Origin of the sequence: Amycolatopsis sp., from assembly GCF_036008905.1 — a bacterium.
In the GTDB taxonomy this organism is placed as follows: Bacteria; Actinomycetota; Actinomycetes; order Mycobacteriales; family Pseudonocardiaceae; genus Amycolatopsis.
This window is the reverse complement of sequence record NZ_DASYMU010000250.1, coordinates 12,729-38,654: the sequence shown is the minus strand read 5'-3', so window position 1 is coordinate 38,654 and position 25,926 is coordinate 12,729. Positions and strand designations below refer to the sequence as shown.

The window sequence follows — 25,926 nt, the reverse complement described above, 5'->3', positions numbered from 1 at the left end:
CCTCAACCGCACTCAGTACGGCCGGCACATCTACGCCGTGGGCGGTAACCAGGAAGCGGCTCGCCGCGCCGGTATCAACGTCGGCAAGATCCGGGCAAGCGTGTTCGTGATCTGTTCGTCGGTGGCGGCCATCGGCGCGATCGTCTACTCGTCGAAGGTCGGTTCCGTCGACCCGCAGGCCGGTGGCCTCAACACGCTGCTGTTCGCCGTCGGTGCCGCCGTCATCGGTGGTACGTCGCTCTTCGGCGGCAAGGGGCGCGTGTTCGACGCCGTGATCGGTGGCCTGGTGCTCGCCGTGGTCAGCAATGGACTCGGCCTGCTCCAGCAGTCGGCCGCGACGGTCAACATCATCACCGGGCTGGTTCTGCTGCTCGCGGCCACAGTGGACGCGTTGTCGCGGCGCCGAGCGGCCGCGGCACCCCGCTGAGTCCGGATGGATTGACAAGGCCCGTGACCAGTTCACCCGTCGCACGCCCGGACGAGGTGCGCAGGCACAACCGCACGACACTCCTCAGGCTGCTGCACGTCAGCGGCCCGTGCACGAGGGCGGCCCTGGCCGCGGAGCTCGGGTTGAACCGCAGCACCATCAAGACCCTCGTGGACGGGCTCGCCGAGGCGGGCATGGTCGAGGAGAAGGTTCCGAGGCCAGGGCGAGGGGCAGGCCGCCCCTCGCTCCTGGTCCTTCCCCAGCCACAGGCCGCGGTGGTACTCGCGGTCGACCTGCAGGTGGAGCACGTCGCCATCGCGCTGGTGGGGCTCGGCGGCCAGATACTGGGCCGCAACAGCTGGAACCTGCGGGGCCGTATGCGCGAGGCCGACGAGGTCATCACGCACATCATCGAGTCGACGGCGGTGCTCGCCGGTGACCTCGGAGTGACCCCGGTGGCCGCCGGGGTGTCGGTGCCCGGCGTCGTCCGGCGCTCCGACGGGCTCGTCCACGAAGCGCCGAACCTCCGCTGGACCGACGTCGCGCTCGGCGAGCGGCTCAGCAGCGTCCTGCGCATCCCGGTCCTCGTCGGCAACGACGCGGAACTGGGCGCGGTGGCCGAGCACATCCGCGGCGTCGCCCGCGGCTCCTCGGACGCGGTCTACATCTCCGCGGACGTCGGTGTCGGCGGCGGTGTCATCGCCGACGGCTCGTCACTGCGCGGCAAGTCGGGCTATGTCGGTGAAGTCGGCCACATGGTGATCCGGCCCGGTGAGAGCGGCCGTCCCTGCTACTGCGGCAGCAGCGGGTGCTGGGAGACCGAAGTCGGTGAAGCGGCGCTGTGCCGCGCGCTGAGGCTGCCGGAAGACACCCCTCGCGGCGCGATCCTCGTCGAACTGCGCCAACTCGGCAACGACCCGCTGGCGGCCTGGGAACGGCTCTCGGAGTTCGCGGAGTGGCTGACCCTCGGCCTGGTCAACGTGGTGAACCTGCTGGGCCCGCAACTCGTCGTACTCGGCGACCTGCTGACCGTCCTGCCGGAGTCCGTGCTGGACCGCGTCGGCACCGACGTCCGGCGGCGCAGCCTCGTCAGCCGCGCTGTGGGCGGCACCAGGATCGTGAGCTCGGTGCTCGGCATCGACGTCAAGCTGCTCGGCGCCGCCGAGATCGCCTTCGAGATGGTCCTGGACACGGTCTAGACCAGTGTCCACGCGAGGCAACCACCGCGGGGTCCGGGGCTTGCCCCGGCGGGGGTTGTGGGGGCTCGGCCCCCACCGGACGCCTGACGCGAAAAAAGCGGCGAGTGCTCTCCACGAGCACTCGCCGCCCTAACAACTTTCGCGTCAGCCGCGCTGGATATCGGCTGCCATTTCCTTGAGCTTGGTTTCGTGCTCGCGGGCGTGGTGTCCGCAGAAGAGCAACTCGCCACCGGTGCTGAGAATGGCCCTTACCTGGGCTGCCGCGCCGCAACGGTCGCAACGGTCGACAGCGGTCAGTTCGGGGCGGGTGAGCGTCGGTGTGGTCATTGGAGTCCCTCCGTCCCGGCACCGGTTACCCGGTGCCATCGATCCAGCCACGACCACTTCGGCAAAGACTCCGGTGACGGGGTCGCCGCCGGCTCCTCGGTGTTCGCTGCCTCTACTCTTACAGACGTTTCGTGTGCCGCAAGTGTTCCCGGTTGCTTGGGATTCGTGTCACGTGGAATTACCCCATATGCCGCAGATGAATCCCGCTTGACGGGATTCGGGCCCCAGGGGAAGTGGTTCCCACTGGTCAGGCACCATGCGGGGGTGGGTGTCTTGGCGGTCAAACAGCGTATCGGGGCGGTACCGGCCCCGATCTTGTTCGTTCTCAGCGGAATTTCGATGTACGCCGGAGCGGCGGTCGCGGTGGGACTTTTTCCCGTGGCGACTCCTTCGGGGGTGGCTTGGCTGCGTTGTCTCGGCGCCGCGGTGGTGCTTCTGGCGTGGCGGCGGCCTGGCCGGGCCGCCTGGCGCGGGCGCAACTTGCTGTTGGCAACCGCCTTCGGTGTCGTGACCGCGGGGATGAACGTCCTGTTCTACGAAGCGATCGCGCGCCTGCCGCTGGGCACGGTCGTCGCGATCGAGTTCGCCGGACCGGTGCTCGTGGCCGCTTTCGGTTCCAGGACAAAACGTGACATCTTCGCCCTGCTCCTGGCCACGGCCGGGGTCGTCTGCATCGCCGACGTCCAGCTTTCCGGCAGCGCGCTCGGCGTTTTCTTCGCGCTGGCCGCGGCCGCCGCATGGGCCGGGTACATCGTGCTCGGCAAGCGGGTCGCGCTCGGTGCCAGCGTCGGTTCGGGCATCGACAGTCTCGCGATCGGCTTCGGGATGGCGACCGTGCTGCTTTCCCCGCTGGCCATGGGAACCGGCGAGGTGTGGGCTTCGCCACGGTTGCTGCTGCTCGGTATCGGCGTCGGGGTGCTGTCCACCGTCGTGCCGTATGGACTGGACCAAGTGGTGCTGCGGCGTGTTGGCAGAGCACGGTTCGCGCTTCTCCTCGCCCTGCTTCCCGTCACGGCCGGGGTGCTCGGCTTCTTCCTGCTGGCGCAGGTGCCCACCCTGCCCGAGGCGCTCGGCACGCTCGCCGTCGTCGCCGGGGTCGCGATGCGGTCGCGCGATGACCCGGAGTCGACCCAGGGGGCCGCGTGAGCCTGCTCGCCGAGGTCCGCCCGTTCTCGCGGGCGTTTCCGGAAGGGACTCGGCGGGTCACCGCCACGGGGGAGTGGGACACCGACGTGCTCGCCCGGCTGCTGCTCGGTGTCCACGGTCTCCGCACGGCCGCGGTGACCGCCGAAGTCGACGCGGGGGAACTGGGCTCGCCGGACACTCCGGAGCGGGCGCTGCGCGACTACCTCGACACCGGCATCCCTCCACTGTGGACGTCACCGTGGTCCGGGCATCGCGCGGTGGTGCTGGGCGGCACCCTGAGCGGTCCGGAAGGGACGATCGCGTCCATTGTGGACGGTTCGATGTCGTTGCCGGTGCATCTCCAGCCACTGGACTGGCTCGCCGCCGGACTTCGTGAAGCGCACGGAGGCGTGCACCTCGACGTCGCTCCCGGCGACGTCGAGGTGGCGGCTCAGGTGGTCTTGTCGGCCAGCCTGGAATGCTTGCGGCCGTACAAGAAGTAGATGAGCATGCCGAGCGCGAGCCAGGCGGCGAACCGGATCCAGGTCAGCACGTCGAGGTTGAGCATCAGGTACAGGCACGCCAGCGCGGCCACGATCGGCAGCACGGGCGAGAACGACACCCGGAACGGGCGCTTCAGCTCCGGGCGTTTGCGGCGCAGCACGGGCACCGCGAGCGCGACGATGATCATCGCCGAAAGCGCGCCGATGCTGACCATGTCCGAAAGCTCGCTGATCGGGATGAACGCGGCGAGCAGCGCGATCAGCACGGCACCGCCGATCGTCACGCGGTGCGGGGTGCCCCACTTCGGGTGCACGGTGCCGAGTTTCTTAGGCAGCAGGCCGTCGCGGCCCATCGCGAACCCGATCCGCCCGATCGTCACCAGTTCGACCATCATCACCGACGTCAGCCCGGTCACCGCGCCGAGTGAGATCAGCGCCCCGACCCAGTGCTGGCCGACGTCGTCGAACGCCGACGCCAGCGGCGCGCCGACGTCGATGTTCGTGTACGGGATCATGCCGGTCAGCACGATCGAAACCCCGATGTAGAGCAGCGCGCAGATCCCCAGCGCGCCGAGGATGCCGACCCGCAGGTCCTTGGTCGGGTTCTTGGTCTCCTCGCCGAGGTTCGCGAGCGCCTCGAAACCGGTGTAGGCGAAGAAGACGATGGCCGCGGCGGTCATCATGCCGGCGATGCCGTACACCGACTGTTCGAGCCCGAGCGCGGCCTGGACGATCGGCTGGTGCAGCGTGTCGGTGCCCTCCGGCGGCGGCTGTGACGACGGGATGAACGGCGTGAGGTTCGAGGCCTTGATGTAGAACACACCGACCGCCAGGATCAGCACGCACACCGCGACCTTCACGATCACGAGCACGTTTGTGACCAGCGAGGACAGTTTGATGCCGACCACCGCGACCACGGTCAGCACCGCGATGATCAGCACCGCGCCGATGTTGACCGTCGCCTCTTCCCCGAAGAGTTCCTGCGGGAGGCCGAGCAGATTCGCGAGGTACCCCGACCACCCGCGCGACACCACGGCCGCGCCGAGGGCGAACTCCAGCAGCAGGTCCCAGCCGATGATCCAGGCGAAGATCTCGCCCAGGGTCGCGAACGCGTAGGTGTACGCGCTACCCGCCGTCGGGACACTGGAAGCCAGTTCGGCGTAACACAACGCGGCCAGCGCGGCGACCACGGCGCCGATCACGAACGACAGCGTGACCGCCGGCCCGGCGTGGTTCTTCGCCTCCACCCCGGCGAGGGTGAAGATGCCGGTGCCGATGATGATGCCGACGCCGAACCCGATCAGGTCGCGCCCGCGCAAAGTTCGTTTGAGATCCCCCGAGTCCTGTCGTTTCAGGACCTCGTCCACATCCAGAGTTCGCAGCACGCCCATGGCGTTACGTTAAGAGATCACCGGCTGGTCCGCAGAACGGTCAGAGCCCGGCTTCCTGGGCGACGATCGCGGCCTGCACCCGCGAGCGCAGCGCGAGCTTGGTCAGCACCCGCGAGACATGCGTCTTCACCGTGGTTTCCCCGATGAACAGCCTGGTCCCGATCTGGGCGTTGGAAAGGCCTTCGCCGAGGCACGCGAGCACCTCGCGCTCGCGGTCGGTCAGGTCGTCGAAGCCAGCCGGCTTTGTTGCCGGTTGGGGGGTTCCGGCGGCGAACGCGGCGATGAGCTTACGAGTCACCTGCGGCGCGAGCACCCCTTCCCCGGCGGCGACCAACTTGACGGCTTCGATGAGCCGCGCGGCCTCGACCGACTTGAGCAGGAACCCGGCGGCGCCGGCCCGAAGCGCGCCGTGCACGTACTCGTCGAGGTCGAAGGTGGTCAGCACCAGCACCTCGCAGAGCCCCTCGGCGACGAGTTCGCGGGTCGCGGCGATGCCGTCCATGCCCGGCATCCGGATGTCCATCAGCACGACGTCGGGCCGCAGCGCGTGTGCCTGCTGGACCGCCGTGGCACCGTCGGCCGCCTCGCCGACCACTTCGATGCCTTCGGCGTTGTTCAGGATCAGCGCCAGCCCGGAGCGGATCGCGCCGTGGTCGTCGGCGAGCAGTACCCGGACCGTCATGCTTCAGTTCCTCCGAACGGCAGGACCGCGTGGACCCGCCAAGCGCCTTCGGACGGGCCCGCCGACAGCGACCCACCGAGCGCGGTCGCCCGTTCCCGCATGTTCAGCAGCCCCATCCCGTTGTCCGGCCGCGGTTTCGCCGCCGGGTTCTTCAGTTCGTTGGTGACCTCGACGGTCAAGATCCCGTCGGCGTACCGGATGTCCACTGTGGCCCGTGCGCCCGGCGCGTGTTTCACCGCGTTGGTCAAGGCTTCCTGCGCGATGCGGTACGCGGTGAGATCCACCGCGGCGGGCAGCGTCGTCGCTTCGTCCACGTCGAACCGGACCTCGACATCCATGCCGCTGGTCCGCGCCGATTCGACCAGTTTGGACAGTTCGGCGAGCCGCGCGGGGGAGACGGTTTCGTCTTCGGAGCCGTCCGAGCGGAGCAGCCCGATCATGGCGCGCATCTCTTCGAGCGCGCTGACGCTGTTTTCCCGCACGGACCGGAGAGCAGCGCGAGAGGTCGCGGGATCGGCGTCGGTCATCGTGAGGACGGCCTCGGACTGGATCGCGATGGCCGAAAGATGCCCGGCGATCACGTCGTGCAGATCCCGTGCCATCCGTGAGCGTTCCGAGGTGACCGCCGCGTGCCTGTCGAGCTCACTGATCTTCGCCAGCTGGGCGGTGTTCGCGCGCTCGTTGTCCGCGATGTCGCGCTGCTGGCGGATGTTCGTCGCCCACCACACCGGGACAACCAGGAACGGCACCGCGGCGAACACCGCGATCAGCGCGTTGCGCCAGTCCGACGAGAGCACGACCGCCCCGACGAACAGCGCCAGCGTGCCCGTCGCGGCGATCCCGATCATCGCGCGGTGCGCCTGGCGTGAGCCGTAGAGCGTCGCCGCGTACAGGAGGTCGGTGTAGGCGATCAGCATCGGCACCGTCGGCCCGAGCGAGACGTCCACCCCGACCACCACCGTCCCCGCGATGAGGGCGAAGGGAATCCGGCGGCGGAACAGCTGGATCACGCAGACGACTGTCAGAAGCAGCAGGCGGACCCACATCGGGGTGCCGACCGAGCCGACGGTCAGCGGGTAGAGCCACGAGACGTACAGCACCAGCCCGAGCGCCCAGGTGGTAACCGCCACCGTGGCGTCCTGGGTGAAGACCGGCAACCGGCGGAACCACGGGACCAACTGGGACACACCCCGTATTCCAGCACACCTGGGGCCCGCGGGCGTCCTACGAACTGATGACCACCTTGTCGTGCTGTTCGCCGACGCGCCCGAGGGGTCCGGACGGCAAGCTCGGCAACGTGGACAAAATCTTCGACTTCATCTCGGAAAACCCGATGGCGGCGGTGATCGTCGCGGGGGAGATCGGTTTCTGGGTCTTCATCGTCGCCGGCCTGATCGCGCGTTACCCGCTGAAGCTCCGGCGGACGAGCATCGTGCTGCTGGCCGCTACGCCGCTGGTCGACGTGGTGGTGCTGGTCGCGACGATGATCGACATCTCCCGTGGCGCCGAGGCCAGCCTGATCCACGGCCTCGCCGCGGTGTACCTCGGGTTCAGTGTCGTCTTCGGCCCATCGATGATCCGCTGGGCCGACGTCCGCTTCGCACACCGCTTCGCCGGCGGCCCCGCCCCGGTCAAGCGCCCGAAGCGCGGCAAGGAACGGGAACGTCACGAATGGCGTGAGTGGGGCAAGTGCGTGCTCTCCAGCGCGATCGCGTCGGCCGTGCTGCTCGTGCTCGTCTTCATGATCGGCGGCTTCGACAAGGCGCAGCCGCTGCTGGGCTGGCTCCCCAGGCTCGGTGTCGTCACCTCGATCTGGTTCGTGACCGGTCCGCTGTGGGTGCTGCTCTCGCCCGCCAAGAAGAAGGAAGAAGTGAGCCGATGATCGAGGTGCTGGGGATTCTCCTTGTGGTGCAAGGAGTCGGCGGTTTCATCAACCGGATCGCCGGCAGCGAGTCGGAGAGCTGGTTCCTCCAGTTGCATCTCCTCCCGCCCGGGCTGCACCTGCCGGTGAGCGTGGCGATGGCCGTGGTCGGCGGTGCGCTGGTGCTGTCGGAAATGGCCCGCCAACGCCGTCGCCGTTAGCTTCTACCGCCATCTGTCGACAGATGGCGGTAGTTGCGCACGCGGGGTATCACGTGGGTGTCGACATCTCGTGGCGCGCGCGTCATAGTGGGGAGTATGGCCGAGCAGGGTGGCTTTCCGGTGGTGAACTTCTTGCTGTACGCCGTGGTGGTGGTGGCGCCGACGGCGTTGGCGTTGGGCGCGCTGAAGGTTCCCGGCTTGGTGCGCAAGGCGAAGCGGCCCAAGCCATCGCCGGAGCATCCGCCGATCCAGGAACTCGCCGCGGATCTCCGCCGCGTTCACCGGCTCCTGGCCCAGTTCGCCCCGGGGACGCCGATGGCCCGCCGCACCGGCACCCGTCAGGCGTACGACGCCCTGCTCACCGACGCCTGCGACGCGGTGGAAATCCCGAACCGGCTCGGCGAAATCCCCGAAGGCATGGACCGGGAGATCGAACGCCTCCGCGTCGAAGAATCGCTGCGCACCGCGGGACTCAGTATCCCCTGAGAGACAACCGCGAAAACGAAAAGTATCCCCTGAGAGACAACTCCCGAAACGAACCAAGGGACCTTCGCCGACGCCGGAGCGCTGGCAAAGATCCCTTGGTACAGCTGGAAAACGTCAGTCCAGGTAGTCCCGCAGGACCTGCGACCGCGACGGGTGACGCAGCTTCGACATCGTCTTGGACTCGATCTGCCGGATGCGCTCACGGGTGACCCCGTAAACCTGGCCGATCTCGTCCAGCGTGCGCGGCTGGCCGTCCGTCAGGCCGAAGCGCAGCCGGACCACGCCCGCCTCACGCTCGGACAGCGTCTGCAGCACCGACTGCAACTGGTCCTGCAGCAAGGTGAACGACACCGCGTCGACGGCCACCACGGCTTCGGAGTCTTCGATGAAGTCCCCGAGCTGCGAGTCGCCCTCGTCGCCGATGGTCTGGTCCAGCGAGATCGGCTCACGGGCGTACTGCTGGATCTCCAGGACCTTCTCCGGGGAGATGTCCATTTCCTTCGCGAGTTCCTCGGGGGTGGGCTCGCGACCGAGATCCTGCAGGAGTTCACGCTGTATGCGGCCGAGCTTGTTGATGACCTCGACCATGTGCACCGGGATACGGATGGTGCGGGCCTGGTCGGCCATCGCGCGGGTGATCGCCTGGCGGATCCACCACGTGGCGTACGTCGAGAACTTGTAGCCCTTGGTGTAGTCGAACTTCTCCACCGCGCGGATCAGGCCGAGGTTGCCCTCCTGGATCAGGTCCAGGAACGCCATGCCGCGACCGGTGTAGCGCTTGGCCAGCGACACCACGAGCCGGAGGTTCGCCTCGAGCAGGTGGTTCTTGGCGCGCTCGCCGTCCCGCACGATCCACTTGAGATCACGCCGCATCTGGGTGGCGAGCTTCTCGCCCTCCTCCTCGGCGTTGCGGACGCGTTCGGCGGCGTAGAGCCCGGCCTCGATGCGCTTGGCGAGCTCCACCTCCTCCTCGGCGTTGAGCAGCGCGACCTTGCCGATCTGCTTGAGGTAGGCACGCACCGAGTCGGCGGAAGCGGTGAGCTCCGCGTCCTTCCGGGCCTGACGCAGCGCCTCGGACTCCTCTTCGTCCCAGACGAAGTCGGGGTTGTCGGCGGCCTTGTTGGCGCGGTCGGTGGCGGGAGTCGGGCGCTTGCCCTTCGCTGCGGGCTCGGCGTCCTCGTCGTCGTCCGCGTCCGGCTCTTCGGTCACGGTCGCGTCGACCACGTCGACCTCGACCTCTTCCAGATCGGAGAGATCCGGTGTCTCGAGGTCGGCCTCGTCGAGGTCGCCGGGGCCGTCGGGCTCGCCCTTGCTGTCCTCGCCCTTGGCGCCCTTCTTCACCGGGGCCTTCTTCGCGGGTGCCTTTTTGGCGGCGGGCTTGCGTGCCGCCGGCTTGGCCGTACCGTTCGGTGCGACGGCCTCGTCGGCCTCACCGGTGGTGTCGGCGGCGCTCGATGTCTTCGTACCGCTTCGGGTTGCGGTTCTTGCGGCTGCCACTTACGCCCTTTCGCAGCGGTCGATCATGACGAGCAGAGACGCGGGGTCTCGGCTGCCTCAAATTCGGGGAACATGCCCCGGCCTGCGGTTTTGTCCTCCGCAGCCGTGGGCCGTGTTCCATTGTAACGACGATGGGCGAGTGCGTCGCGAAGCGATCACCTCTCGGGCCGTCGCGAGACGCCATCGCGGCGTCCTCGCGGCCCCCGGATCAGTGCTCGATCCCCTCCACCGCGGCGGCCGCCGCGCCCACGATGCCGGCGTTGTTCTGTAGTGACGCAACGACAATCGGCGTCCTGATCTCGAGCAGCGGAACCCACTTCTCGGATTTCTTGCTGACGCCGCCGCCGACGATGAACAAATCCGGCCAGATCAGGTTCTCGAGAACGGTGAGGTAACGATTCACACGGGTGGCCCATTCGGGGTAGCTGAGCCCGTGGTTGTCCTTCACCGACGCCGCGGCCTTCTTCTCCGCGTCGTGCCCGTCGACCTCGATATGGCCGAACTCGGTGTTCGGGACGAGCTTGCCGTCGAGGAACACCGCGCTGCCGATGCCGGTGCCGAAGGTCAGCAGCGCGACGACGCCCGTGCGCGCGAGCGGGTCGCCGAAGCGGACCTCGGCCATGCCGGCCGCGTCGGCGTCGTTGAGCATCGCGACCTCGTCGACACTGCGGCCGAGCCGCTTCGCGAACAGCGCGTCCGCGTCGGTGCCGATCCAGCTGGGGTCGATGTTCGCCGCGGTGTGCGCGACGCCCTTCTTGACCACGGCCGGCAGGGTGACCCCGACCGGGCCCTCCCACGAGAAGTGCGCGACGACCTCCGCTACGACGTCGGCCACCGCCTCGGGGGTCGCGGGCTGCGGCGTGTCGATCCGGTGGCGCTCGCCGATGAGGCCACCCGCCTCCAGATCGACAAGCGCGCCCTTGATACCGCTGCCGCCGATGTCGATTCCGAAACCTCGGGTCGCCGTCACTGACGTGGTCCCTTCTCTCACGATTCAGAAGCTTGCTGCGAAGACTTTAACCGGATGTGGTGACATGACTGTCGTGGGACTTGACGAGAACATATTCACCGGTCTGAAAGACACCGCCGAGCTGGTCGCGGCCGAAGCCGCCGGACTGGTGCGCACGGCTTGGGAGAGCCTTCGCACCGGCTCGGTGGCCACCAAATCGAGTGACACCGACGTGGTGACCGCCGTGGACCTCGAGTCGGAGCGCCTCATCCGCGCCCGCCTCGCCGAGCTCAGGCCCGAAGACGACATCCTCGGCGAGGAAGGGGGTGGGACCGCCGGCGCCGGGGTGACCTGGGTCGTCGACCCGATCGACGGCACGACGAACTTCCTCTACGGCTATCCGTCGTTCGCGGTGTCGGTGGCGGCCCAGGTGGACGGTGTGTCCGTCGCGGGGGCCGTCGTGGAGCCCGTCAGCGGCCGCCGCTGGACGGCCGCGCGCGGGCAGGGCTCGTGGCTCGACGGGCGGCGGCTGTCCGTGTCGGCGCCGGAGAGCCTGGAACTGACCTTGGTGGGCACCGGGTTCGCCTACGACGCCGCGCGGCGCGTCCGGCAGGGAAGATTCGTCGCCGAACTGGTCGGGCGGGTCCGTGACATCCGCCGCTCGGGCGCGGCGTCGCTGGAGCTGTGCTCGGTCGCGGCCGGCTGGACCGACGCCTTCGTCGAACACGGGCTGGGCCGATGGGACTGGGCGGCGGGCGCGCTCATCGCCGAAGAAGCGGGCGCGGTGGTGATCCTGCCGGGAGCGGACGGCGCCGTGGGAGCGGACGCGACCTTCGTCGCCGCGAGCTCGATCGCCGTGCCCTTGCGGGCAGCACTCATCGAAGCGGGCTCTGGACAGGTCTAACTCCAACTTTGTCCGTCGTTTTAACCCGCGACGCGATCGCGTCGCCAGGGCGCTCCTTGCCGAGGCAGCTAGCTGTTTGCCGAGGGGCGCCCTGCCGCCGGGATAGCGTGCCTTCGGCCCAAGCGGGTTCGTGCGCAGCCACTCATGCAGAGCGGCGCGGCTCGCCGACAACTCGTCAGCAGGTCACGTCGCGAGCGGCCTTGAGGGCCGCCTGGTCGACGGTCGGGGCGGTGGCGCCGGCGGACTGCTCGCCGCCGCCACTGCCCTGGTGCCGCTCGGACCACGTCTTGAGCTGCGCCATGATCTGGGCCGCCGGGGCGGTCGGGCGCACGTCGCCGAAGTTGGTGCCGATCATCAGGTCGACGGTGGCGTCCTGCCGGGTGTCCTTGATGAGCTCGGTGCACGGCGCGAGCAGGCTCACGGTGCGGGCCGCCGCGGCGCCGTTCTCCCCGAACCGGATCTGGCCGTGGCAATTGGCCTTGGCCTCGCCCGGGTACGCGGGATCGTCTTCGGGCGTGCCTATCTGGGTGAAGCCCAGCGCGCGCAGCGACTCGGTGGTGATGCCGCCCTGGCCACGGATCTTGCTGGCGTTGAGGACCTTGACCGCGACCTTGTCCGGCGGGATCGGCGTGCGGTCGTCGAGCGCGTCATGGCCGAGTGAAGTGAAAGTGACGCCTGCGGCCGGTGTGGCGGGAGGATCGCACTTGATCGCTTCGTTGATGTCGGCACGGCTCATGATCGCGTTGACCCACACGAACACCGCACCGAGACAGAGCACGCCGATCACGATCAGCGCGGGCAAAGGCCGCCGCTTACGATACGGCCGCGCGTTACGGTCCCCGAAGCCGTTCCCCGACGCCACCTGCTCCGTCCCTTCCCGAACGCGGAACCCGAACGTGTTGCTACCCACACCTTCGGTCGCCGCTAACCCTAAGCGTTCGGGCTTTCGGCGTCCGGCGTGGGTTCCCCTGGGATCCCGCGTCGTCTCGCACCACTCCGCGCTGGGATGTACCCAAGCCCGGCTGCTTCGAATCGCACCACGTCAAGGCCGCCGCGGGCAAGCTTCCGGCCGGGTCGGGTGATCTTCGGAACGCGTGGGCAACCCGGATGGGGGATGGCGCGTCTTCCTTCGGCATTACCCCTGATGGGTGACGTCTTGGCGACTAAGACCGCCAGGTTATGGCGTTGTGAGCGGCGTGAGCTACCCTCTGGCAGCTCCGGCGGCAGAACTGAGGCACAAAATCGAGACCTCGCTCACTGCGAAGCCGGGCACAAACCGGGGCCCTGGAACGTTGACCAGCGGCACAGGACTTACGGGCAAGGCTCGTGGGTCTTGCCCATTGAACATTTAAGCTGATCGCAGGGGTGAGGGACAATGGCGACCGATTATGACGCTCCGCGCCGCAGCGAGGCCGACGAGCTGGCCGAAGACTCGTTGGAAGAGCTCAAGGCGCGGCGCAATGAAAACCAGTCCGGTGTTGTCGACGTCGACGAGGACGCGACCGCCGAAAACTTCGAACTTCCCGGTGCGGACCTCTCCGGACTTTCCGGTGAGGACCTGACCGTCAAGGTGGTTCCCAAGCAGGCCGACGAGTTCACTTGCTCGCGGTGCTTCCTGGTCCACCACCGCAGCAGGCTGGCCGAGGAAAGCGGCGGCCGCCTGATCTGCCGTGACTGTGCCTGATCCGTCCTGATCTCAGCTGATTTCAGGGAGTACGAACAGGCGTCACCAGGGGTTCGGGGTTAGTCGATTCGAGTGACGATGGGGTGGTCGGGCTTCGGCCCGGCCACCCCTTTCGTGTATCTCCGATCGTGGCTAGGAACGCCCACGAAGGAGTTCGGCGACGGCTTCGGGGTTCCGGGTGCTGAACAGCCAGTACGGCGTCGGGTCCTCGGGGTCGGTGAGCCGGACGCGCACCACCGGGCCCACCCAGCCGCGGTGCAGCACGAACGCGGCGGGGTCGGCGTCCTGCCCGAGCGCCTTGCGCTTGTGCTGCTTGTCGATGACCTCGACCTCGCCGGCGTAGCGCAGCGGCAAATGCGCGTCGCCGACCCACAGTTCGGGCTCGTCGCCGCCGGTGACGCGGACCCTGGTCCGGCCCAGCGTGATCATCAGGGCCACCACCAGCGGAAGCATCACGACGTACGGCAGCCACGCGCGGACCCCGGGGTAGCCCATGTCGATCTCCGCGGCGAGCAGCCCGGCCATGACGAGCGGGAGCGGCCAGTTCCACCAGGGGACGTAAAGCCGTTCGGAGTGTTTGACGGCGCCTTGGACGGCCGTGCTTGCGCTGTTACCCACTCCGCCAGGGTAGTCTCGCCGCCCGTGTCCAGCGTTCAGGTCCTGCTCTCAAGGATCGACCCGAGTGTCCCGTTGCCCGCTTACGCGCGCCACGGTGACGCCGGAGCCGATCTAGTCACCACTTCCGACGTGATCCTCGAACCGGGGGAGCGTGTCGTCGTCGGCACCGGTATCGCGATAGCGCTCCCGGTCGGCTACGCGGGCTTCGTCCACCCGCGCTCCGGCCTGGCCGCGCGCGTCGGGCTGTCGGTGGTCAACACGCCGGGCACGATCGACGCGGGTTACCGGGGCGAGATCCGCGTCTGCCTGATAAACCATGATCTTCGTGAGCCGGTGAAACTGGCTCGCGGTGACCGGATCGCGCAGCTGATCGTGCAGAAGGTGGAGCACGCGGTGTTCGTCGAGGTCGACGAGCTCGACACGACCGAGCGCGGTGCGGGCGGCTATGGGTCCACGGGTGGGCACGCCACGCTGGGCGAAAGCCCGGATAATGGCGCAGACACTGGGGAAAGAACGGAGCTGTAGTGGGGATTTTCGGACGCAAGCGGGCTGAGCAGGGCAAGCCCGCCGGCCGGCATTCGGCGCCCGACGCCGACGAGCGGGACGACGACTTCGAGGAGCCCGAAACGTCGCTTTCGGCGGTGCAGGACGGCCCCTTCGACGTCGCCGATGCCGAAGAAGACGGCATCCCGCGGATCGACCTCGGTTCGGTGAAGGTGCCGGTGCCGGACGGTTCACAGGTCCAGGTCGAGATGGACCCGGAGTCCGGCGGCGTGCGCGCGGTGCACGTCGTCACCGAGCAGGGCCAGGTCACCGTCAGCGCGTACGCCGCGCCGCGGTCGGGCGGGCTCTGGAAGGACGTCGGCAACGAGCTGGCCGAGCAGCTGCGCCAGGACGGCGCCAAGGTGTCGATCGGCATGGGCGAGTGGGGGATCGAGCTGTCGGCGATCGTCGGCGAGGTCGCGCTCCGGTTCGTCGGTGTCGACGGCCCCCGGTGGATGCTGCGCGGCGTGATCGCCGGGCCGCAGACGGTCGCGGCGCAGGCTCCGATGGTGCTGCGGGACATCGTGCGCCGCACGATCGTGGATCGCGGGGAAGCGCCGATGCCGGTGCGCACCCCGCTCGCCATCACGCTGCCCGACGCCGTCGCCGAGCACATCGCGGAGCAACAAGCCCAGGGCTAGTTCTCCAAGCGCTATGAACGGACCGTTCCTTGCGGGAAACGCAAGGAACGGTCCGTTCATAGCGCGCTGTTCCCACCCAACGGAAAAGCGATTTGGTGAAACGGGGTATTTCGGTACGGTCGTACCATGCCTGACGCCGCCGAACTGGTGATCTTCCTGGGTACCGCCGCGGTCTTCGCGCTCGTGCCCGGTCCGGGAATGCTGTACGTGCTGGCCAGGAGCCTGCGCGGCGGGCGCGGTGACGGGCTCCGGTCGGCGGCCGGGAACGGGATCGGCGCGTCGGTGCACGTGTTCGCCGCGGCGCTGGGGCTGTCCGCGCTGCTCGCGACGTCGGCGGTCGCCTTCACCGTGGTCAAGCTGGCCGGTGCCGCGTACCTGGTGTTCCTCGGGCTGCAGGCCATCTTCAAGCGCCACCACGAAGACCTGCCCGCCGACCCCGGTTCCGCACGGCGGTGGGCCCGCTCGCCGCTGGTGCAGGGGATCTTCTCGGAGCTGCTCAACCCCAAGACGGCGTTGTACTTCATGGCCCTGCTGCCGCATTTCGTCCACCCGGAGCGCGCTCCCGCGGCGCTGGTGTTCGTCGTGCTCGGCCTGATCGCGGTGGTCATGGCGACTTCGGCGGACCTCGTGGTCGCCGTGTTCGCCGGCAAGCTCGGCACCCGGCTCATGGACAACGTGAAGTGGCGGGTCCGCCAGCGTGTCGCCAGCGGCGCCACGATGATCGGCCTCGGCGGCTTCGTCGCCGTCGCTGATTAACGAGCGCGCAGCCACGCGAGGACCGTGGCGCGGCCCAGCGACTCCCGATCCTCGCCCAAAGCGGTCAATGTCGTCTCCTGGACCGCCGAGTTCGGCAGCGCCGACGCCCACTCGTATGCGACTTTCGTCGGGTGGATCGGATCGTCGGTACAGGTCGCGATTCCCGCCGGGACGGCCAGCGCGCGCAGCTCGTCCAGTGTCGGCGCCGGATGGCCGGCGGCCACGCGCAGGCTCTCGGCGAGCCCGTCGCCGTGCCGCCGCCACGCCCGGCTCAACTCGTCGGAAAGCCAGCCGGGCACTCCGCCGACCGAAACGGAGAGTGCGGGCTCCAGCCCGTCGCGGGCCACCAGATCGGCGGAGAGCTTCGCGGCGAGCGACGCGGGTGCTTGCCCGGGGAGACCGTTCCAGGCCGGGAGCGCGGCCAGGAGACCGGCGCATCGGCCCGGATTGCGCACCGCCCACTCCGCCGCGAGATGAGCGCCGAACGAGATGCCGCCGACCAGGATCGGCTCGTCCCGCTCTCCCGCGAGGGTGTCCAACAGCGACAGGTAGCCTCTGGCGAGTTCACCGGCCCTCGGGGGCGGAGGAGTGACGAGACCGACCCCGGCGGCCGCCAGGGGGCGCGCGAACACGGCACGGACGAACACTTCGTCGGAGCCGGTACCCGGGATGAGCACGGCCGTGGGTGTCGGGATAGCGGAGGTCACGTTGCGATCTTGGCGCAAACCGGTTTCCCTTGTGTGAACTAGGCATACGCTGGAATACGCACGGGCCGCATTTGTCGGGGGCCCCGGAGCACAGGAGCACCACATGTCCGCCAAAGAAGGCGGCTACTTCAGCCGGATGGTTCGCAAGCTGACGAGCGACGTCGAAGACCTCGACGCCGACGATCTCTCCGAAAAAGCCGAGGCCGGTGGCGCGAAGCGGGCTTGCGACTGCCGGTCGGGTGAAGAAGTGACCGTGCTCGGCCGCCTGCGCAGCGTGGAGCTGTGCCCGACCAACGAAGCCGCGACTCTCCAGGCCGAGTTGTTCGACGGAACTCAAGGTGTGACGCTAATCTGGCTGGGACGTCGCCGGATCCCGGGCATCGAGCCGGGCAGGACCATCAAGGTGCGTGGCCGCATGGCCGTTCGCGACGGGCAGAAGGTTCTGTACAACCCGTACTACGAACTCCAGACGACCTCCTGAGTTGGTAATTGAATCGTGAGTGAACCCGCCCCCAGCGGTGAAAAGACCAAGCCGGAAAAGCCCGCCGAGGAGGAGGGCGAAAAGCCCCCGCCCACCATGCTCGAGCAGATGGGCGGCGTCTCCGGGCTCATCTATTCCTCGGTGCCCGTGGTGGTGTTCGTGCTGGCCAACGCCTTCTTCGGACTCACCGCGGCCATCTGGAGCGCGATCGGCGTCGCCGTCGTCATCCTGGTGGTGCGGATCGTCCGCAAGGAGCCGATCCAGCCCGCGATCTCGGGGCTGATCGGGGTCGGCATCGCCGTGTTCATCGCGCACCGGACGGGCTCCGCCAAGGGGTTCTTCCTCTTCGGCATCTACGCGAGTCTCGTCTACTGCGGACTGTTCGTGGCTTCGGTGCTGATCCGCTGGCCGCTGGCCGGCGTCATCTGGAACATGATCAACGGCACCGGCCACGCCTGGCGCAAGGACAAGCCGTCCCGCATGGGCTACGACATCGCCACGCTCGCCATGGCCGCGGTCTTCGGGCTGCGGTTCGTGGTGCAGAACTGGCTGTACAACGAGGACTACACCGGCTGGCTGGCCTTCGCCAAGATCGCCATGGGCTATCCGTTGTACGCCTTGGGCCTGATCGTGGTCGTCTGGGCGGTCCGCCGGTCGGACAAACGGATGAAAACCCTCGAAGAGACGGCGCCACCGGTCAAAACGGACGCCGAGATCGAGGCCGACCTCCGCGCCAAATACGCCGCCACCCCGGCCCCCGAGGCCTGATTTTCCCCTTGCTCGCCACCATGGCCACCTTGGTCGCGTTCAACGCGACCAAGGTGGCCATGGTGGCATTTCAGTAGCCCAGTGCGGCGCGGATCTCCGGCTCGACGTCGGCAGTGGCCACGAACAGCAGCTCGTCGCCCGGCTCCAGCGGGTCCTCCGGGGTCGGCACGATGACCCTGTCGCCGCGCAGGATCGTCACCAGCGCCGCGTCGCGGGGCAGGGCGAGGTCACTGACAGCCTTGCCCGCCAACGGAGTCTCCTGCGGAAGCGTGAGCTCCACAAGGTTCGTCTGGCTCTGCCGGAACGTCATCAGCCGCACCAGATCACCGACGCTGACGGCCTCCTCGACCATCGCCGCGAGCATTCTCGGGGTGGAGACGGCCACGTCGACACCCCAGGCGTCGTTGAAGAGCCACTCGTTGGCGGGGTTGTTGACCCGCGCCACCACCCGCGGCACCGCGAACTCGGTCTTGGCGAGCAGGGACACCACGAGGTTGACCTTGTCGTCGCCGGTGGCGGCGATGACGACGTCACACTGCTCGATGCCCGACTCTTCGAGGATCGACACCTCACAGGCGTCCCCGAGGACCCAGTCGGCCTGCTCGACGATCTGCGGTTCGAACTGGTCGACCTCGCGCTCGATCAGCATCACCTGGTGGCGTCCGTCGATGAGCTCCATGGCGATGGAACGGCCCACCGCGCCGGCGCCGGCAATCGCGACCCGCATCAGTTCTCCTCTTCCGGCGCCCGTGCGGCGAAGCTGGTGACATCACTGACGGTCCCGGACTTCGCCGCCACGTAGACGACGTCGCCGGCCTGGATGACGGTCTTGGAGTCCGGGAGCACGCCGTTGCCGAACCGCATGATGAACGCGACCCGCCCGCCCGTGGCGCCCTCGAGCTCGCGGACGCTGTGCCCGTACCAGTCCTCGTGCAGTGGCACCTGCAGCAGCGCCACGTTGCCCGACGGGTCGCGCCACGCGGCGGCCACGCCGTCGGGGAGCAGGGTCCGCAGGAACCGGTCCGTCGTCCACGGCACGGTCGCGACCGTGGGGATGCCGAGGCGTTCGTAGACCGCCGCGCGCTTGTGGTCGTAGATCCGCGCGACGACGGCTTCGACGCCGAAGTTCTCGCGGGCCACCCGCGCGGAGATGATGTTCGAGTTGTCCCCGCTGGAGACCGCGGCGAACGCGCCGGCCCGCTCGATACCGGCCTCGATCAGGACCTTGCGGTCGAAGCCGACCCCGACGACCTGCTGGCCGTGGAAGTCACTGCCGAGCCTTCTGAAGGCTTGCTGGCTCTTGTCGATGACGGCCACTTCATGGCCGAGACGCCCTAGCGCCGCGGCAAGGGACGCGCCTACCCGGCCGCATCCCATGATCACCACGTGCACGAACCTGCCTCCTCTTGATCTGGGTTCACCCGTACGCAGGTACCACGACTGGCCAGCGCCGAACCTACCGTGTTTCCCCTACAGATACGCTCTGGCGGTGTCGAAGTTCCCGACCGTGCTCAAGAGGCTGGTCCTAGGTCGCCCGTTCCGCAGTGATCGGCTGTCGCACACGCTGCTGCCCAAACGCATAGCGCTGCCGATCTTCGCGTCCGACGCGCTTTCGAGCGTGGCGTACGCGCCCGAAGAGATCTTCCTGACACTGAGCGTGGCAGGACTCTCGGCCTACTCGTTCGCGCCGTGGATCGGCGTCGCCGTCGCGGTCGTGATGCTCGTGGTCGTCGCCTCCTACCGCCAGAACGTGCACGCCTATCCGAGCGGCGGCGGTGACTACGAGGTCGCCACGAAGAACCTGGGCGGCAAGTTCGGGCTGACCGTGGCCAGTGCGCTGCTGGTCGACTACGTGCTGACGGTGGCGGTGTCCACTTCGGCCGGTGTGGCGAACATCGGTTCCGCGCTGCCGTGGGTGGCGCAGCACAAGGTGATCGTCGCGGTGGTGATCGTGGCCGTGCTGACGGCGTTGAACCTGCGCGGGGTGCGCGAATCGGGCAAGGCCTTCGCGATCCCCACCTACGGATTCATCATCGGTATTTTCGCCATGGTGATCTGGGGCCTGTTCCAGGCGGCCACCGGGACCGACATGCGAGCCGAGAGCGCCGGATTCGAGCTCCACGCCGAAGCCTCTTTGACCGGTTTCGCTTTTGTTTTCCTTATTCTGCGTTCTTTCTCTTCCGGTGCCGCCGCGCTGACCGGGGTGGAAGCGATCAGTAACGGCGTACCCGCTTTCCGTAAGCCGAAATCGAAGAACGCGGCGTCGACGCTGCTGGCGATGGGCGTGCTCGCGGTCACGATGCTGATCGGCATCATCGCGCTGGCCGTGCTGACCAAGGTCAACTTCGCGGAGGACCCGGCGCGGCAGCTGATCGGCGCGCCGCCGGGCTACGAGCAGAAGACCATCGTCGCGCAGATCGCGAAGGCGGTCTTCCCGAACTTCGCCCCGGCGTTCTACTTCATTTCCTTCAGCACCGGAATCATCCTGCTGCTGGCGGCGAACACCGCGTTCAACGGTTTCCCGGTGCTCGGCTCGATCCTCGCGCAGGACAGGTTCCTGCCGCGGCAGCTGCACACCCGCGGTGACAGGCTCGCGTTCTCGAACGGCATCCTGTTCCTGTCGACGTTCGCGCTGGTGCTGATCTTCGCCTTCGACGCCGAGGTCACCAAACTCATCCAGCTCTACATCGTCGGCGTGTTCGTGTCGTTCACGGTGAGCCAGACCGGCATGGTCCGGCACTGGAACCGCTTGCTGGCCAAGGAAACCGACCCGGCCGCCCGGCGCCGGATGCGGCGTTCGCAGATGGTCAACGCCGTCGGCCTCACCATGACCGGGACCGTGCTGGTGATCGTGCTGATCACCAAGTTCCTGCTTGGTGCGTGGATCGCGATCGCCGCGATGATCGCGATCTACCTGCTGATGACCGCGATCCGGCGGCATTACGACCGGGTCGCCGCGGAACTGCGGAAAATGGACTCGACGCCGACGATCCTGCCCTCGCGCAACCACGCGATCGTGCTGGTTTCCAAGCTGCACCTGCCGACCTTGCGGGCGCTCGCGTACGCCAAGGCCGTCCGGCCGGACGTGCTCGAGGCCGTCACGGTGAACGTGGACGACGCCGAGACCCGGAAACTGGTCGCCGAGTGGGACGGCCACAACTTCAAGGTACCGTTGAAGGTGGTCGAGTCGCCGTATCGCGACATCACCAAGCCGGTGCTGGACTACGTGAAGCGCGTGCGCGGCGACAACCCGCGCAACGTGGTCACCGTGTTCATCCCGGAGTACGTGGTCGGCCGCTGGTGGGAGCAGGTGCTGCACAACCAGAGCGCGCTGCGGCTCAAGGGCAGGCTGCTGTTCCAGCCCGGTGTCATGGTGACGAGCGTGCCTTGGCAGCTGGAATCCTCGGTCGCCGCCGTCGCGCGCGATCGCCGGGCCCGTGCGCGGCCCGCCGCCGGTGACGTCCGGCGCGGCTATTCCCCGACAACCCCGCCACCGCAGGACAAGCCCGTTGTGAAACGGGACGACAAAGAGAGTGCTAAGTGACCAAAGAAGACTGGACAGGCCGCACGCTGGAGCTAGAAGTGGGCGCGGTGGCCCACGGCGGGCACTGCGTGTCGCGTGTGGACGGTCGCGTCGTGTTCGTGCGGCACGCGCTGCCCGGCGAACTCGTGCTCGCCGAGGTCACCGAGGACAACGGCGGTTCGTTCTGCCGCGCCGACGCGGTACGGGTGGTGCGCCCGGTTCCCGAGCGCGTCGAGCCGCCGTGCCCGCTCGCCGCGCCGGGCATGTGCGGCGGCTGCGACTGGCAGCACGCGACGCCCGAGTTCCAGCGTGAGCTCAAGGGACGCATCGTTTCCGAGCAGCTGCAGCGGCTCGCGGGCATCGAACGCGACGTCAAGGTGGAGGAACTGCCCGGCGGGCCGTTGCACTGGCGCAGCCGGGTCCGGCTCGTCGCCGACGCCGACGGCCACGCCGGTCTGCGCGCGCACCACAGCCACCAGGTGATCCCGCTCGACGAGTGCCTGATCACCGTGGCCGGCGCGCTGGACGAGGTGCTGGCCCGCAAATGGCGTCCGGGCAGTGAAATGGAAGTCACCATGGACGTCGAGAAGAAGACGCACGTGCGTGAGCTTTCGACCGTCCGCGGCAAGGTCCGCGCGCGTCAGCTCAGCGGCGGCCACGCCCTGCAGCACGCCGCCGGCCGTGACTGGCGGGTCGACGCCCACGGCTTCTGGCAGGTCCACCCCGCCGGTGCCGACACCCTCGCCGCGCTCGTCGCGGAATGGGCCGAAGCGCCGAAGGGCGGCCGTGCCTGGGATCTCTACGCCGGTGTCGGGCTGTTCGCCTCGGTCCTCGCCGACCAGGTCGGCCCGGACGGGCACGTCCTCGCCATCGAGTCCGGCCGCCGCGCGGTCGTCGACGGCGAGACGAACCTCAAGGACATGCCGCAGGTCCACTGGCGCAACGGCCGCGTCGAGCACATGCTCAGCGAAGCCGCCAAGCCCGTCGACGTCGTCGTGCTGGACCCGCCCCGCAAGGGCGCGGGCAAGGCCGTGGTCGAGTCCATTGTGGAGGGTTCGCCGGACAGGATCGTCTACGTCGCCTGCGATCCCGCCGCGCTGGCCCGCGACATCGCGATCTTCGCGCAACACGGCTACGCTCTCGCGGACCTCCGCGCCTTCGACGCCTTCCCCATGACCCAGCACGTCGAAACCGTCGCCCTGCTCCAGTAACACGAGTGCAGCCTGCGCGCGCCCGTGTGCAGGCTGCGCACACCCGATGTCGATCTGTGCACGCTTTCGCGCGACACGGCTACGGGATCGTGCGACACGGCTACGGGAATGGGGAACACGCGAATCCTGGGCGTTTCCCATTCCCGTAGCCGTATCGCACGCAGGCGTGCACAGATTGCACGCGGGTGCGCGCGGACTGCACTTGAGTGTGCACAGACTGCACGCGGGCGTGGGTTAGGGGTGGGCGTCTTCGGTGATGAGGTCGGCGCATTTCTCGCCGATCGCCATCGTGGTGATGCACGGGTTCACCGCGACGAGGAACGGCATGGCGGAGCCGTCGGCGACGCGCAGGCCTTCGACGCCGCGGACGCGGAGGCGTTCGTCGAGCACGGCCATCGGGTCGTCGGCGGCACCCATCTTCGCGGTGCAGGACGGGTGGTAGACGGTGTTGTGGGTTTTGCGCAGGTAGTCCGCGATCTCGTCGTCGGTCTTGGCGTCGCGGCCGGGCGAGAGTTCCGTCCCGGCCCACTCGTCCATCGCGGGCTGCTCGACGATCTTGCGGGCCAGCTTGATCCCGTAGGTCATCACGCGCATGTCGTGCGGGTCGCTGAAGTACCGCGGATCGACCTTCGGCTTGTCCCGGAAGTCCCTGGTACGCAGGCGAACCGTGCCCGTCGACCGGCTGCGCGTGACGTTCGGTGTGAGGCAGAAGCCGTTCTCCGTGGTCGGGTACCCGTACCGCAGCGTGTTCAGGTCGAACGGCACGGATCCGTAGTGGAACATCAGATCCGGCCGGTCGAGACCCTCTTCGGTCGAGGTGAAGATGCCGATTTCCCACCACTGCGTGGAATCGGTGACCATCGGCTGCAGCGCGTCCCATTGGATCAGTCCCTCGGGATGGTCCTGCAGGTTCTCGCCGACGCCCGGTGAATCGACGAGGACGTCGACGCCGACCTCACGCAGATGCGCGGCCGGGCCGATGCCCGAGAGCATCAGCAGCTTCGGCGTGTCGATCGCCCCGGAGCTGACGATCACCTCGCGGCGGGCCCGGATTTCCTTGTGGTGGAACAGATCGCCGTCGTCCATGTACTCGACGCCGGTGCAGCGCTTGCCGTCGAAGGTCAGCTTCTTCGCCCGCGCGCCGGTCAGGACGTGCAGGTTGGGCCGCTTGCCGAGGATCGGGTGCAGATACGAAACCGACGCCGACGCCCGCGTGCCGTCCTCTTGCGCGTTGATCTGGAACCAGTTCGCGCCGTGCGTCACCGTTTTGCCGGAGTTGAACTCCGTGCGCGGGATCCCCGCCTGCTCACACGCTTTGAGCAGCGCGACGCCGGTGGGGTCGTGCGGCGGGACCGAGCGGATGGTCACCGGCCCGCTACGGCCGTGGTGGTCGCCGGGGCCGTCGTTGGTCTCGAGCCGTTGGTACAGCGGGTAAATATCCGCCGCGGACCAGCCGGGCAGACCCAGTGAGGCCCACTCGTCGAGGTCCTCCGCGGGTGCCCAGAACGCGATGCACGAGTTGTGCGACGAACAGCCGCCGAGCACCTTCGCCCGCGCGTGCCGCAGGAACGAGTTGCCCGACTCCTGCGGCTCGACCTGGTAATCCCAGTCGTACCCGGATTCGAGCAGGGCCATCCACTTGGTCAGCTCCAGGATCGCCGGATCGTCCACATCGGACGGACCGGCTTCGAGCACGCAGACCGACACGTCCGGGTCCTCGGAGAGTCTGGCCGCCACGACCGAGCCGGCCGTACCGCCACCGACGACGACGTAGTCGAACTCCTGCGTCACTGCGTTTCCTCCTTGGATTCGACGGATTTGACGGACTTGACGGCTTCCTCGGTCGCCACGGCCAGCGGGTCGGCCACCGAAGCGTGGTCGGTGAGCACGCCGACCTTGTGCCGCTGCACGAACCAGTAGTACGCGAACCCGCCGATCGCGAAGACGGCCACGAACAGCACCGAACTCCACTGCAGGTACCAGTGATACGGCGGGGTGGCGTTGTAGATCTCGGAGCGCGGCCACGCCAGGTTGACCGTCATCGCGCCGCCCCAGAGCACGGCGAGGATGTTCACCGGCAGGCCCCAGCGGCCCAGCGCGAAACGTCCCTTGGTCTCCTTTTTGAGCGGCCACTCGCCCTTGAACCGCTTGATCAGCAAGGGAACCGTGACCAGCAGGTAGGACAGGTAGATCAGGATGATCGCCAGGCTGGTGACCGCCGAGAAGACCTGCGACGAGTTGATGTTCACCAGCAGCAGGGCGATCGCGAGGACCCCGATGATGATCGCGGGAAGCACCGGCGTGCCCGTCTTCGGGCTCACCTTGGCGAGCTTCGAGCCGCCGGGCAACGCGTTGTCGCGCGCCATGGCGAAGGCGATCCGGATGGCCGCGGTGTGCACGGCGAGCACGCACACAGTGATCGCGATGGCCACCACGAACAGGAACATCCGGCCGATCGTGCCGCCGAGCGCGTCGGTGAGCACGAACTGGAGGCCCTCGGTCTTGAGCTCCGGCGCGTTGATGTCGCTGACCGCCATGAGCGCGAACAGGATGATGAGCCCACCGAGGATGAAGGACGCGATGAGCGCCCGCAGGATCGCCTTGGGCGCGTTCTCGTGCGGGTTGACCGACTCCTCGCCGAGCGACGCGGCCGTGTCGAAGCCGTACATGACGTACGAAGACGCGATGGCGGCGATCAGGAACGCGCCGAGATAGCCACCGGCCCGTCCGTCCCCGGTACCGAGTGTCTCGGTGACGACGTCGGGCCCGCGCGTGAAGTGCGCGGCCAGGAAGATCACCAGCAGCACCGCGAACAGCAGTTCGATGGCCACCCCGGCACTGTTGATCCGAGCCATCAGCTTCACGCCGAACCCGTTGATCAGCATGGTGAAGATGATCAGGAGGCTGGCGAGCAGCACCCCGTTCGCCGCGTCGCTCGTGCCCGTCCCGTCCCCGATGACCTGGAAGAACCCGGAGATCTGCGGCAGCGTCCGCTGGTAGGCCAGCGCGGTCGCCGAGATGGACACGATCGACGCGAGCAGCATCATCCAGCCCGCGAGCCACGCGATATGGGAGTTACTGAGCTTCTTCGCCCAGTTGTAGATCGACCCCGCGACCGGGTAATGCGCCGCGAGCTCGGCGAAGTTGAGCGCCACCATGAGCTGCCCGATGAACACCATCGGCCACGACCACCAGTAGGCCGGCCCGCCCATCGAGAGTCCGAGGTAGGACAACTGGAACACGCCGGTCAGCACGGAGATGTAGCTGATACCCGCCGCGAAGGTGTGAAAACTGCCCAGGGTCCGTTTGAGCTGGTTCGTATAGCCGAAGTCGCTGAGTTCCTGGTCTCCGGTGTTCGCCGTCACGGGCGTCCTTCCGGTCGGGTTCGGGTTCGGACTCGTGGAGCTGAATGGGGTGGAGCG

Annotated in this window: 29 protein-coding genes; 16 read left to right on the top strand and 13 right to left on the bottom strand. The window is 68.1% G+C overall.

Features of this window, described 5'->3' with window-relative positions; genetic code table 11:
• A partial coding sequence (locus VGP60_RS40030; protein WP_414640477.1) for an ABC transporter permease subunit occupies positions 1-427 on the top strand: 427 nt, incomplete at its 5' end.
• 23 nt (positions 428-450) lie between these two features.
• Positions 451-1,626, top strand: coding sequence for an ROK family protein (locus VGP60_RS40025; RefSeq protein ID WP_327553446.1), 1,176 nt, complete (start codon positions 451-453; stop codon positions 1,624-1,626).
• 144 nt (positions 1,627-1,770) lie between these two features.
• Here VGP60_RS40025 and VGP60_RS40020 read toward each other — a convergent pair whose 3' ends face one another.
• The gene (locus tag VGP60_RS40020) at positions 1,771-1,953 is read right to left on the bottom strand and encodes a DUF7455 domain-containing protein (RefSeq protein WP_297543515.1); all 183 of its coding nucleotides are present in this window, start codon (positions 1,951-1,953) and stop codon (positions 1,771-1,773) included.
• A gap of 339 nt (positions 1,954-2,292) precedes the next feature.
• On the opposite strand from VGP60_RS40020, the gene VGP60_RS40015 reads away from it, so the two are divergent.
• Entirely contained in the window at positions 2,293-3,099 is an 807-nt protein-coding gene (locus tag VGP60_RS40015) for an EamA family transporter (protein ID WP_327553447.1), read from the top strand.
• Complete coding sequence (locus tag VGP60_RS40010; protein WP_327553445.1) at positions 3,096-3,581, top strand: DUF6885 family protein; 486 nt, start codon at positions 3,096-3,098, stop codon at positions 3,579-3,581. The genes VGP60_RS40015 and VGP60_RS40010 overlap by 4 nt, the downstream gene beginning before the upstream one ends.
• On the opposite strand, the gene VGP60_RS40005 is transcribed toward VGP60_RS40010, so the two are convergent.
• The 3 genes from VGP60_RS40005 to VGP60_RS39995 are packed head-to-tail and all read right to left on the bottom strand — an operon-like array spanning position 3,530 to position 6,841.
• Positions 3,530-4,972 carry an amino acid permease gene (locus tag VGP60_RS40005; protein WP_327553444.1) on the bottom strand — a complete coding sequence of 481 codons (1,443 nt, stop codon included), beginning with the start codon at positions 4,970-4,972 and terminating at the stop codon, positions 3,530-3,532. The genes VGP60_RS40010 and VGP60_RS40005 overlap by 52 nt on opposite strands.
• A gap of 40 nt (positions 4,973-5,012) precedes the next feature.
• Entirely contained in the window at positions 5,013-5,654 is a 642-nt protein-coding gene (locus VGP60_RS40000) for a response regulator transcription factor (RefSeq protein ID WP_327553443.1), read from the bottom strand.
• The gene (locus VGP60_RS39995; protein WP_327553442.1) at positions 5,651-6,841 is read right to left on the bottom strand and encodes a sensor histidine kinase; all 1,191 of its coding nucleotides are present in this window, start codon (positions 6,839-6,841) and stop codon (positions 5,651-5,653) included. Before VGP60_RS39995 ends, VGP60_RS40000 begins: the two co-directional genes overlap by 4 nt.
• A 110-nt stretch (positions 6,842-6,951) precedes the next feature.
• Here VGP60_RS39995 and VGP60_RS39990 point away from each other — a divergent pair, with 110 nt between their 5' ends.
• From VGP60_RS39990 to VGP60_RS39980, 3 genes are all read left to right on the top strand, one after another.
• Positions 6,952-7,536, top strand: a complete 585-nt coding sequence (locus VGP60_RS39990) for a hypothetical protein (RefSeq protein ID WP_327553441.1) — start codon at positions 6,952-6,954, stop codon at positions 7,534-7,536.
• Positions 7,533-7,736, top strand: coding sequence for a hypothetical protein (locus tag VGP60_RS39985; RefSeq protein WP_327553440.1), 204 nt, complete (start codon positions 7,533-7,535; stop codon positions 7,734-7,736). The genes VGP60_RS39990 and VGP60_RS39985 overlap by 4 nt, the downstream gene beginning before the upstream one ends.
• Before the next feature lie 96 nt (positions 7,737-7,832).
• Positions 7,833-8,222 (top strand): hypothetical protein, encoded by a 390-nt coding sequence (locus VGP60_RS39980; RefSeq protein WP_327553439.1) that lies wholly within the window; start codon positions 7,833-7,835, stop codon positions 8,220-8,222.
• A gap of 114 nt (positions 8,223-8,336) precedes the next feature.
• On the opposite strand, the gene VGP60_RS39975 is transcribed toward VGP60_RS39980, so the two are convergent.
• Positions 8,337-9,719: an RNA polymerase sigma factor gene (locus tag VGP60_RS39975; protein ID WP_327553438.1), complete on the bottom strand. Its 1,383-nt coding sequence runs from the start codon at positions 9,717-9,719 to the stop codon at positions 8,337-8,339.
• 208 nt (positions 9,720-9,927) lie between these two features.
• A complete protein-coding gene (ppgK, locus tag VGP60_RS39970; RefSeq protein ID WP_327553437.1) occupies positions 9,928-10,689 on the bottom strand; it encodes a polyphosphate--glucose phosphotransferase in 762 nt (253 codons plus the stop codon).
• Between the two features lie 64 nt (positions 10,690-10,753).
• Between ppgK and VGP60_RS39965 the strand changes: the two genes are divergently transcribed.
• Positions 10,754-11,572: an inositol monophosphatase family protein gene (locus VGP60_RS39965; RefSeq protein WP_327553436.1), complete on the top strand. Its 819-nt coding sequence runs from the start codon at positions 10,754-10,756 to the stop codon at positions 11,570-11,572.
• Positions 11,573-11,747: 175 nt separating this feature from the next.
• Here VGP60_RS39965 and cei read toward each other — a convergent pair whose 3' ends face one another.
• Complete coding sequence (cei, locus tag VGP60_RS39960; RefSeq protein WP_327553435.1) at positions 11,748-12,434, bottom strand: envelope integrity protein Cei; 687 nt, start codon at positions 12,432-12,434, stop codon at positions 11,748-11,750.
• Positions 12,435-12,947: 513 nt separating this feature from the next.
• Between cei and VGP60_RS39955 the strand changes: the two genes are divergently transcribed.
• Positions 12,948-13,256 (top strand): DUF4193 domain-containing protein, encoded by a 309-nt coding sequence (locus VGP60_RS39955; protein WP_327553434.1) that lies wholly within the window; start codon positions 12,948-12,950, stop codon positions 13,254-13,256.
• A 132-nt stretch (positions 13,257-13,388) separates the two neighbouring features.
• Here the strand turns inward: VGP60_RS39955 and VGP60_RS39950 are convergent, their stop codons facing one another.
• Positions 13,389-13,874: a DUF3093 domain-containing protein gene (locus tag VGP60_RS39950; RefSeq protein ID WP_327553433.1), complete on the bottom strand. Its 486-nt coding sequence runs from the start codon at positions 13,872-13,874 to the stop codon at positions 13,389-13,391.
• Positions 13,875-13,898: 24 nt separating this feature from the next.
• On the opposite strand from VGP60_RS39950, the gene dut reads away from it, so the two are divergent.
• The 3 genes from dut to VGP60_RS39935 all read left to right on the top strand — a co-directional run bounded on the left by dut (position 13,899) and on the right by VGP60_RS39935 (position 15,814).
• Positions 13,899-14,399 (top strand): dUTP diphosphatase, encoded by a 501-nt coding sequence (gene dut / locus VGP60_RS39945; protein ID WP_327553432.1) that lies wholly within the window; start codon positions 13,899-13,901, stop codon positions 14,397-14,399.
• Positions 14,399-15,058, top strand: a complete 660-nt coding sequence (locus tag VGP60_RS39940) for a DUF3710 domain-containing protein (RefSeq protein ID WP_327553431.1) — start codon at positions 14,399-14,401, stop codon at positions 15,056-15,058. Before dut ends, VGP60_RS39940 begins: the two co-directional genes overlap by 1 nt.
• A gap of 126 nt (positions 15,059-15,184) precedes the next feature.
• On the top strand, positions 15,185-15,814 hold the full coding sequence (locus VGP60_RS39935) for a LysE family translocator (protein WP_327553430.1): 630 nt from the start codon (positions 15,185-15,187) through the stop codon (positions 15,812-15,814).
• On the opposite strand, the gene VGP60_RS39930 is transcribed toward VGP60_RS39935, so the two are convergent.
• Positions 15,811-16,521 (bottom strand): alpha/beta hydrolase, encoded by a 711-nt coding sequence (locus VGP60_RS39930; protein ID WP_327553429.1) that lies wholly within the window; start codon positions 16,519-16,521, stop codon positions 15,811-15,813. The two genes, VGP60_RS39935 and VGP60_RS39930, sit on opposite strands and share 4 nt — an antisense overlap.
• Before the next feature lie 103 nt (positions 16,522-16,624).
• Between VGP60_RS39930 and VGP60_RS39925 the strand changes: the two genes are divergently transcribed.
• Both VGP60_RS39925 and VGP60_RS39920 read left to right on the top strand, forming a co-directional pair.
• A complete protein-coding gene (locus VGP60_RS39925) occupies positions 16,625-17,002 on the top strand; it encodes an OB-fold nucleic acid binding domain-containing protein (protein ID WP_327553428.1) in 378 nt (125 codons plus the stop codon).
• A 15-nt stretch (positions 17,003-17,017) separates the two neighbouring features.
• The gene (locus VGP60_RS39920) at positions 17,018-17,770 is read left to right on the top strand and encodes a DUF3159 domain-containing protein (protein WP_327553427.1); all 753 of its coding nucleotides are present in this window, start codon (positions 17,018-17,020) and stop codon (positions 17,768-17,770) included.
• A gap of 70 nt (positions 17,771-17,840) precedes the next feature.
• Here the strand turns inward: VGP60_RS39920 and VGP60_RS39915 are convergent, their stop codons facing one another.
• Positions 17,841-18,497, bottom strand: a complete 657-nt coding sequence (locus VGP60_RS39915) for a TrkA family potassium uptake protein (protein ID WP_327553426.1) — start codon at positions 18,495-18,497, stop codon at positions 17,841-17,843.
• On the bottom strand, positions 18,497-19,162 hold the full coding sequence (locus tag VGP60_RS39910; protein ID WP_327553425.1) for a TrkA family potassium uptake protein: 666 nt from the start codon (positions 19,160-19,162) through the stop codon (positions 18,497-18,499). Before VGP60_RS39910 ends, VGP60_RS39915 begins: the two co-directional genes overlap by 1 nt.
• Positions 19,163-19,259: 97 nt before the next feature.
• On the opposite strand from VGP60_RS39910, the gene VGP60_RS39905 reads away from it, so the two are divergent.
• Together VGP60_RS39905 and VGP60_RS39900 are read left to right on the top strand one after the other, a co-directional pair.
• On the top strand, positions 19,260-21,314 hold the full coding sequence (locus tag VGP60_RS39905; RefSeq protein ID WP_327553424.1) for an APC family permease: 2,055 nt from the start codon (positions 19,260-19,262) through the stop codon (positions 21,312-21,314).
• Positions 21,311-22,504 carry a class I SAM-dependent RNA methyltransferase gene (locus VGP60_RS39900; protein WP_327553423.1) on the top strand — a complete coding sequence of 398 codons (1,194 nt, stop codon included), beginning with the start codon at positions 21,311-21,313 and terminating at the stop codon, positions 22,502-22,504. Before VGP60_RS39905 ends, VGP60_RS39900 begins: the two co-directional genes overlap by 4 nt.
• A 234-nt stretch (positions 22,505-22,738) precedes the next feature.
• Here the strand turns inward: VGP60_RS39900 and VGP60_RS39895 are convergent, their stop codons facing one another.
• Positions 22,739-24,295, bottom strand: a complete 1,557-nt coding sequence (locus tag VGP60_RS39895) for a GMC family oxidoreductase (protein WP_327553422.1) — start codon at positions 24,293-24,295, stop codon at positions 22,739-22,741.
• Complete coding sequence (locus VGP60_RS39890) at positions 24,292-25,869, bottom strand: APC family permease (protein ID WP_327553421.1); 1,578 nt, start codon at positions 25,867-25,869, stop codon at positions 24,292-24,294. Before VGP60_RS39890 ends, VGP60_RS39895 begins: the two co-directional genes overlap by 4 nt.
• Between the last annotated feature and the right edge of the window lie 57 nt (positions 25,870-25,926).